At 65.1% G+C, this 5,842-nt stretch carries 11 protein-coding genes and 1 pseudogene; 11 read left to right on the top strand and 1 reads right to left on the bottom strand.

Annotated features, from left to right (window positions below):
* Positions 1 to 150: 150 nt before the first annotated feature.
* A pseudogene (locus ABLE93_RS26725) lies at positions 151 to 324 on the top strand (DUF736 domain-containing protein); the annotation flags it as partial.
* 224 nt (positions 325 to 548) lie between these two features.
* On the opposite strand, the gene ABLE93_RS26720 reads toward ABLE93_RS26725, so the two are convergent.
* Positions 549 to 776, bottom strand: coding sequence for a helix-turn-helix domain-containing protein (locus ABLE93_RS26720; RefSeq protein ID WP_348842697.1), 228 nt, complete (start codon positions 774 to 776; stop codon positions 549 to 551).
* A 174-nt stretch (positions 777 to 950) separates the two neighbouring features.
* On the opposite strand from ABLE93_RS26720, the gene ABLE93_RS26715 reads away from it, so the two are divergent.
* The 10 genes from ABLE93_RS26715 to ABLE93_RS26670 all read left to right on the top strand — a co-directional run bounded on the left by ABLE93_RS26715 (position 951) and on the right by ABLE93_RS26670 (position 5,632).
* On the top strand, positions 951 to 1,226 hold the full coding sequence (locus ABLE93_RS26715; RefSeq protein ID WP_348842696.1) for a DNA -binding domain-containing protein: 276 nt from the start codon (positions 951 to 953) through the stop codon (positions 1,224 to 1,226).
* 123 nt (positions 1,227 to 1,349) lie between these two features.
* Positions 1,350 to 1,724 (top strand): transcriptional regulator domain-containing protein, encoded by a 375-nt coding sequence (locus tag ABLE93_RS26710; RefSeq protein WP_348842695.1) that lies wholly within the window; start codon positions 1,350 to 1,352, stop codon positions 1,722 to 1,724.
* Positions 1,648 to 2,112, top strand: coding sequence for a DUF2285 domain-containing protein (locus ABLE93_RS26705; protein WP_348842694.1), 465 nt, complete (start codon positions 1,648 to 1,650; stop codon positions 2,110 to 2,112). The genes ABLE93_RS26710 and ABLE93_RS26705 overlap by 77 nt, the downstream gene beginning before the upstream one ends.
* Before the next feature lie 149 nt (positions 2,113 to 2,261).
* A complete protein-coding gene (locus tag ABLE93_RS26700) occupies positions 2,262 to 2,555 on the top strand; it encodes a helix-turn-helix transcriptional regulator (protein ID WP_348842693.1) in 294 nt (97 codons plus the stop codon).
* Positions 2,552 to 3,190 (top strand): ParA family partition ATPase, encoded by a 639-nt coding sequence (gene parA / locus ABLE93_RS26695; protein ID WP_348842692.1) that lies wholly within the window; start codon positions 2,552 to 2,554, stop codon positions 3,188 to 3,190. The genes ABLE93_RS26700 and parA overlap by 4 nt, the downstream gene beginning before the upstream one ends.
* Positions 3,187 to 3,441, top strand: coding sequence for a hypothetical protein (locus ABLE93_RS26690; protein ID WP_348842691.1), 255 nt, complete (start codon positions 3,187 to 3,189; stop codon positions 3,439 to 3,441). The genes parA and ABLE93_RS26690 overlap by 4 nt, the downstream gene beginning before the upstream one ends.
* The gene (locus ABLE93_RS26685) at positions 3,438 to 3,944 is read left to right on the top strand and encodes a DUF2840 domain-containing protein (protein ID WP_348842690.1); all 507 of its coding nucleotides are present in this window, start codon (positions 3,438 to 3,440) and stop codon (positions 3,942 to 3,944) included. The genes ABLE93_RS26690 and ABLE93_RS26685 overlap by 4 nt, the downstream gene beginning before the upstream one ends.
* The gene (locus tag ABLE93_RS26680; RefSeq protein ID WP_348842689.1) at positions 3,941 to 4,486 is read left to right on the top strand and encodes a S26 family signal peptidase; all 546 of its coding nucleotides are present in this window, start codon (positions 3,941 to 3,943) and stop codon (positions 4,484 to 4,486) included. Before ABLE93_RS26685 ends, ABLE93_RS26680 begins: the two co-directional genes overlap by 4 nt.
* 45 nt (positions 4,487 to 4,531) lie before the next feature.
* The gene (locus tag ABLE93_RS26675; RefSeq protein ID WP_348842688.1) at positions 4,532 to 4,867 is read left to right on the top strand and encodes a DUF736 domain-containing protein; all 336 of its coding nucleotides are present in this window, start codon (positions 4,532 to 4,534) and stop codon (positions 4,865 to 4,867) included.
* A 3-nt stretch (positions 4,868 to 4,870) separates the two neighbouring features.
* The gene (locus tag ABLE93_RS26670; RefSeq protein WP_348842687.1) at positions 4,871 to 5,632 is read left to right on the top strand and encodes a lytic transglycosylase domain-containing protein; all 762 of its coding nucleotides are present in this window, start codon (positions 4,871 to 4,873) and stop codon (positions 5,630 to 5,632) included.
* Positions 5,633 to 5,842 lie beyond the last annotated feature (210 nt).

Here is a 5,842-nt window from a genome sequence, read left to right as displayed (position 1 = left end):
CTCCGCTTCCCGCGGGGCGCCCACCTTCCAGCCCGCAATTATGCGGAGCAGAACCCCCGCCGAAACCGGCGGCAACACAGACCTTACAGGCCGGCGCTCTGCATAATCCCGCTCTCCGCATAATCGATCTTATGTGGAGCTCCACATAATGCCGAGATCGGCGCCGCCTGGTCCAAGCGCAGCAACGAGGGCCGCGATTATCTGGGCCTCAAGCTCGACGATCCGAGCTTCACCGCCCCGATCTACGCCAACCTCTTCGACGACGAGGAGGGAGAGGGTTACAGCCTTATCTGGTCCCGCCCCAACGGCCGCCGCGCCGACTAACCGTCCGCGACGCCCCGCCCGATCCTCGGGCGGGGCAAGCCCCTTCATGACGCGCCAACACACGCACACGAAGCCGCTTCAAGGCTGGTCCGAACCGGGCTGGCCTTCCGGCTTTACACATTGTCGGCTTTACGGCTCGGCGGTTGGCCGACTTTACGCGAGTCCGTCGATCCGGCCACGCGTAGCGGGTGCATGCGTCGAATTGCGACGCGCCTCGCGTCGAGTCATGTTTCAGCGTCTTCCACTGTCTCATCAAGAAGGTCGGCAGGTTTCACGTTCAACGCTTCCGCCAAGTGCCACATCGTCAACAGCGTGACATTCTGCTGGCCCCGCTCCATGCCGCTCACATAGGCGCGGTCCACGCCCATTTTCACGGCGACCGCTTCCTGGCTCAGACCGGCAGCGACGCGATACCTCCTGACGTTGGCTCCAAAAATTCTGCGAATGTCCATCCGCAGGTTAGAAGGCAATCGTGTATTATAGCGCTACGTGTTATAATGCACGGCCCGCGGAGCTGCTCGCGATGCCGCAGGTGGTCCGCCGCGATGCCTGAAAAGCATCGGGAAATTTCAGTTATCGGTCTGGTTTGCAGTTGCGATATGGATACGATCGATTAACCAAAGAAGATGAGCGCGTCGGTGACCGTCATTACTTTTCTGGATCGTCCGCCCGAGGGCGACCGCCTGACAGGCTACGACGAAAGCCATCTTGCGCTCTATGTCCGGCTCCTCGACGCCGCCGCCGAAGGCGCCGATTGGCGTGAGGCGGTCCAGATTCTTTTCGGACTCGATCCCGATGGCGATCCCGACCGCGCCCGAATGATTCACGACAGCCATCTCGCCCGTGCCCGCTGGATGACCACCAGGGGCTATCGCGAACTCCTCCGCCCCCGCGTGTCCTAAAGCAGGACACCCCTTGAGGTTGTAGGAGGCATCGCGCCGCCCAGATTGGGGGACTTCCGGTAATCGTCTTCACCGGCAACTCTTCGCGCGGAGGGGCCACTCAGCGCGGACGAGGAGACGCGTATGGCCGAGTCGTCCGATTGGCGATTGCAACAAACCGAACGCGCCCTGAACCGGCTTGAGCGGGAAGGGTTCGCGTGGGAATTTCTGCGCCGCAATCCCGACTATCGCAGTGACTACGACCGCCTGCGCAGCACACTGGCAAGTCGGCGAGGCGCCTCGCGAAGGAGCGCCAACCCTCAATGGGGGTTGCGATTTCCTGATCGACCCCGACCGCTCCGCTCAGGAGACCCCGATTTTTTGGCGACCCGAACTCGTGGCCAGCGTACTGCTGCTTCAAGCCGCGCCACCCGTGTTTCGGATGGCGCGGCGACCCGAACATCTCGACCTGGAGCACGCGACGCTGCACGCGCAAGACGCCGTGGTGCTGGCCGATGACGATGGTGACCATCACTTAATCGTCGGCGCCATTAACCCGGCTCAACCGCTCGCCGTGCTGCTGCCGCTCGACGACAGCTTCCACATCCGCGCCGAAGCAGCGATGCGCTTCCAACGTCGTCTCTTCGGACGCGCCGCCGGTCCGCTCCCGCGCGCGCTTACGCTCACGCCGCGTTACCGCCTGCGCCTGGTGCGCATGGTGCGCGCGCTCGATGGTCAATCCTCGGGCGCAACGTACCGCGAGATCGCCGGCGCCCTGTTCGATATGCCCAGCCAGTCCGCAACCGAGTGGAAAACATCGCCCATCCGCGCGCAGACGATCCGCTTGGTCAAGGACGCCCAGACAATGATGCGCGGCGGCTATCTCCGCTTGCTCGCCGGCCGCTGACCTACGCGCCAACGCGCCTCGACCACTGCCGGGGGGTACGCGCTCGCAGGGGCTTCACTCCGTCATCCACCCAGATGCCGAGGGTCCGCCATCGTGGTCGCCGCTTCGCCACCGCACGCTGGAGGCGCAGCCGACGCCCGGAGGCCGCCATGTCAGTGACACGACTCGACACCCCGCCACGCTATCTCCGCACGCCCGAAGCAGCGCGCTTCCTCGGCCTGTCTGGTCGCACGCTCGAGAAGCACCGCACCTATGGCACCGGACCAGTCTATCGCAAACTTGGCGGCCGCATCGTCTATGCCCTCGACGATCTCCAGGCTTGGGCAGATCGTGGCACACGACTATCCACGTCCGATCCCGGCCATGACGTTGTTCATCCTGCCAAGCCACACGCGAGACAAACCCAGGCGACTCCCGCCCGGCGCGGTGGCGGTGCGTCATGATCGTCGCGCTCCTCAATCAGAAGGGTGGCGTCGGCAAGACGACGCTCGCGCTCCATCTCGCGGGCGAATGGGCCAGCAGGGGCAAGCGCGTTCTCCTGATCGACGCCGACCCGCAGGCCTCGGCGCTCGACTGGTCGCAGCAGCGAGCGCGTGAAGGCCTGGCACACCTGTTTGGTGTCGTCGGTCTGGCGCAAGATACGCTTCATAGCGAAGCGCCGGAACTGGCGCGAAGCGCCGACCATATCGTGATCGACGGGCCGCCGCGTGTCGCCAGCTTGATGCGATCCGCGCTGCTTGCCGCCGACCTGCTGCTGATCCCCGTGCAGCCATCGCCTTTCGATGGCTGGGCGTCCGCGGAGATGCTCTCGCTGCTCGCCGAGGCGCGGATTTATCGTCCCCAACTCGCCGCCCGCTTCGTGCTGAATCGGTGTGGAGCGCGCACGGTCATTGCCCGCGAGACGGCCGAAACGCTCGCCGATCACGATCCGCAGGTGCTCACCAGCACCATCGGCCAGCGCGTTACCTTCGCCGACGCCGCGCGATCTGGACACCTCGTCTCGGAAATCAACGAACGCAGCCCCGCCGCGCGCGAGATCACCGCACTCTGTACCGAGGTCCGGAGGATCGCGTCATGACCGGGCGATCCCACAAACGTGCCTTTGCCGCACGTCCAGCCGATCCTGAGAGCTGGGTCAAAGCCCCCGATCCGCGCCCAGCGCGCAGCGGCGACGACGCCAATTTCACCGCACGCCTCACCATCGACGTCACGCCCGACATGCGCGGCCAGATCAAAATCGCCGCGTTCCAACGCGGCGTCACTGTCGCCGACATGCTGCGCGAACTGCTCGCCCGCGAATTTCCCCCAACCGAAGGAGGTACGCCATGAACGGCGCTCCTGACTTGCGTCGCGTTACGACGCCGACTGTGGTTGGTCTGACCCACGTCGAGCTGACCTGGATTGAGAAGAAGATCGAATACTGGGTCAGGTTCGGCCAGGACGTCCACGAACAAATTCTCGACCGCCGCCGGCGCGTCGTCAGCTTCCCGCCCCATAGTGTTTTCGCCTTTGTCCGTTGGGCGGCCAACGACTTCGGAACGATCATCTCGCGCATCGACATCGTGCGCGCGATCTCGCCGGGCGAACCCTATCAGACGCTGCCCTTCGTGCGCCCAGGCGGCGATATTTTGCTGAAGGCCGAGAGCTGGCCGAAGGTCGAGCGCGTCCTCCAGATCGTCGACGCGATCGAGTCGATCGGCATCAATCCCGCCGAGGTCTCGCCGCATCATTGGCGACACGTTCACAATCGTCTTGCTGCCGGCCAGGAGCCGCGCAGCTACACGGCCGACCAGCATCGCGCAATCCTTTTGCGCCGAAGGGTCGAGTTATGACCCGCTTCGGCTACGTCATGACGACGTACTTCACCGTGATGCTGATCGGCGGCCTGTCGTTCATCCACATCACGCCTAGGCTGATCTGGAACGCGTCCGCCAGCACCCCGATCGGACTCTATTCACTCGATCGGCCGCCGCAGTTCGAAGTGACGGACCTGGTCGCCGTGGAAGCCCCGGAGCCGCTCGCATCATTCCTGGCCGAGCGCGGCTACGTGCCGCGCGGCGTCCCACTGATGAAACGCGTCGCCGCTCTTCCCGGGCAGGAGGTCTGCCGCACCCGCGCGCACATTACCGTCGACGGCATCGCGATGGGCGAAGCGCTGACACGCGACCGTCTCGGCCGCGATCTTCCCATTTGGCAGGGCTGCCGGCGCATCGCCGACGACGAGATCTTCCTCATGAACTGGTCCGTCGAGGACAGCCTCGACGGCCGCTACTTCGGTCCGATTTCCACCCGCGCGATCATCGGTCGCGCAACGCCGGTGTGGACCGATGAAGACGGCGGCGGCCGCTTCGAATGGCGCGCCGCGACGCGGTGAACGACGCGCCTATCCGACCTCACCGCATAACAAAGGAGTCTTCCCATGCCGCAGATCGGCGAATTCACGCGCACGAAGAATGGCTACGCCGGCCACATCCGCACGCTCTCGCTGGACGTTGAGATCGTGCTCATCCCCGCTGAGCACACCGACGCCGAGAATGCGCCGGATTATCGTGTTCACCGCGGCAACGATAACGGACCTGAGATCGGCGCCGGATGGAAACGCACCGGAGAAAAGGCCGGCGATTACGTCTCCTTGCAGATCGACGATCCCACTCTGGCCCAGCCGATCCGCGCGAACTTGTTCCAATCGACCGAGGACAAGTCCGCCTGGAGCCTGCACTGGAATCGTCCGCCCAAGCGCGGCGAGCGGGACTGAACGATGTCCGGCCCGCGCCATCGAACTGTCGTCGGGCGGCCAAACGCCGTCCGACTGGCAGCCTTCCTTCTCCTTTCCGGCCTGTTCCTCGGCGCGCCGTTGAGCGCCACAGCGAACGCGCAGAACGCACCGGCCACGCGCACGGCCTCCAGCCATCCGTTCGCGGCCTACGTTGAAGAGGCCGCACAGCGTTTCGGCATCCCGGCCGCGTGGATTCGCGCCGTCATGCACGTGGAAAGCGCTGGCGATGTGCGCGCGATCTCCTCTGCCGGCGCGATGGGTCTGATGCAGATCATGCCGGATACCTGGGCGGAGCTGCGCGTCCGCCATAGGCTCGGACGTGATCCTTATGATCCGCGCGACAACATCCTGGCCGGCGCGGCGTACTTGCGCGAGATGTATGATCGCTACGGTTCGCCGGGCTTTCTTGCGGCCTATAACGCGGGACCGGGGCGCTACGAAGAGTATCTCGCGGGCCGCCCGTTGCCGGCCGAGACCCGCGCGTATGTGGCCGCGCTGCTCCCTTCCTTCGGCGGCGGTGAACTGCCCGGCGCAATCACCGTCGCCGCAGCCGATCCTCGTGCCTGGACTCGCGCGCCGCTGTTCATCACGCGGGCTGACGGCATGACCAGCGTCGATCCAGCGCAGAAGGAAGGGCCTCCGGACGACGCCCCGGCGGCAGCTCCGGTGCGCGAGACTTCCGCAATCACGCCGCAGTCTGCCGGACTGTTCGTCGCGCGATCCGTCAGCGGAGACCCACGATGAGGTGCCTCGACCTCTTTCGCAGTGTGGCGGGCTGCTGCGCATCATGGAGTGCGTGGAGGGGAAAGCAGGGCAACACGACCGCACGATTGCCGCCCGTAATCGGCAGGACGGTTCCCCGCCGAAGAGCGCGCCACCAACAGCTTCGCCGCCCGGTAAAATCTCCCGCGTTACGCAACGCAGGAGGCGGGTGATGGACTTCTTTTGCGGGCT

The organism is Xanthobacter pollutisoli (assembly GCF_040044995.1).
GTDB lineage: Bacteria > Pseudomonadota > Alphaproteobacteria > Rhizobiales > Xanthobacteraceae > Xanthobacter.
This window is presented reverse-complemented; position numbering and strand designations above follow the sequence as displayed.

Coding starts and splice junctions, on each gene's coding strand:
- ABLE93_RS26720 (WP_348842697.1), bottom strand. CDS start 776: ATGGACATTCGCAGAATTTTTGGAGCCAACGTCAGGAGGTATCGCGTC.
- ABLE93_RS26715 (WP_348842696.1), top strand. CDS start 951: ATGAGCGCGTCGGTGACCGTCATTACTTTTCTGGATCGTCCGCCCGAG.
- ABLE93_RS26710 (WP_348842695.1), top strand. CDS start 1,350: ATGGCCGAGTCGTCCGATTGGCGATTGCAACAAACCGAACGCGCCCTG.
- ABLE93_RS26705 (WP_348842694.1), top strand. CDS start 1,648: ATGGCGCGGCGACCCGAACATCTCGACCTGGAGCACGCGACGCTGCAC.
- ABLE93_RS26700 (WP_348842693.1), top strand. CDS start 2,262: ATGTCAGTGACACGACTCGACACCCCGCCACGCTATCTCCGCACGCCC.
- parA (WP_348842692.1), top strand. CDS start 2,552: ATGATCGTCGCGCTCCTCAATCAGAAGGGTGGCGTCGGCAAGACGACG.
- ABLE93_RS26690 (WP_348842691.1), top strand. CDS start 3,187: ATGACCGGGCGATCCCACAAACGTGCCTTTGCCGCACGTCCAGCCGAT.
- ABLE93_RS26685 (WP_348842690.1), top strand. CDS start 3,438: ATGAACGGCGCTCCTGACTTGCGTCGCGTTACGACGCCGACTGTGGTT.
- ABLE93_RS26680 (WP_348842689.1), top strand. CDS start 3,941: ATGACCCGCTTCGGCTACGTCATGACGACGTACTTCACCGTGATGCTG.
- ABLE93_RS26675 (WP_348842688.1), top strand. CDS start 4,532: ATGCCGCAGATCGGCGAATTCACGCGCACGAAGAATGGCTACGCCGGC.
- ABLE93_RS26670 (WP_348842687.1), top strand. CDS start 4,871: ATGTCCGGCCCGCGCCATCGAACTGTCGTCGGGCGGCCAAACGCCGTC.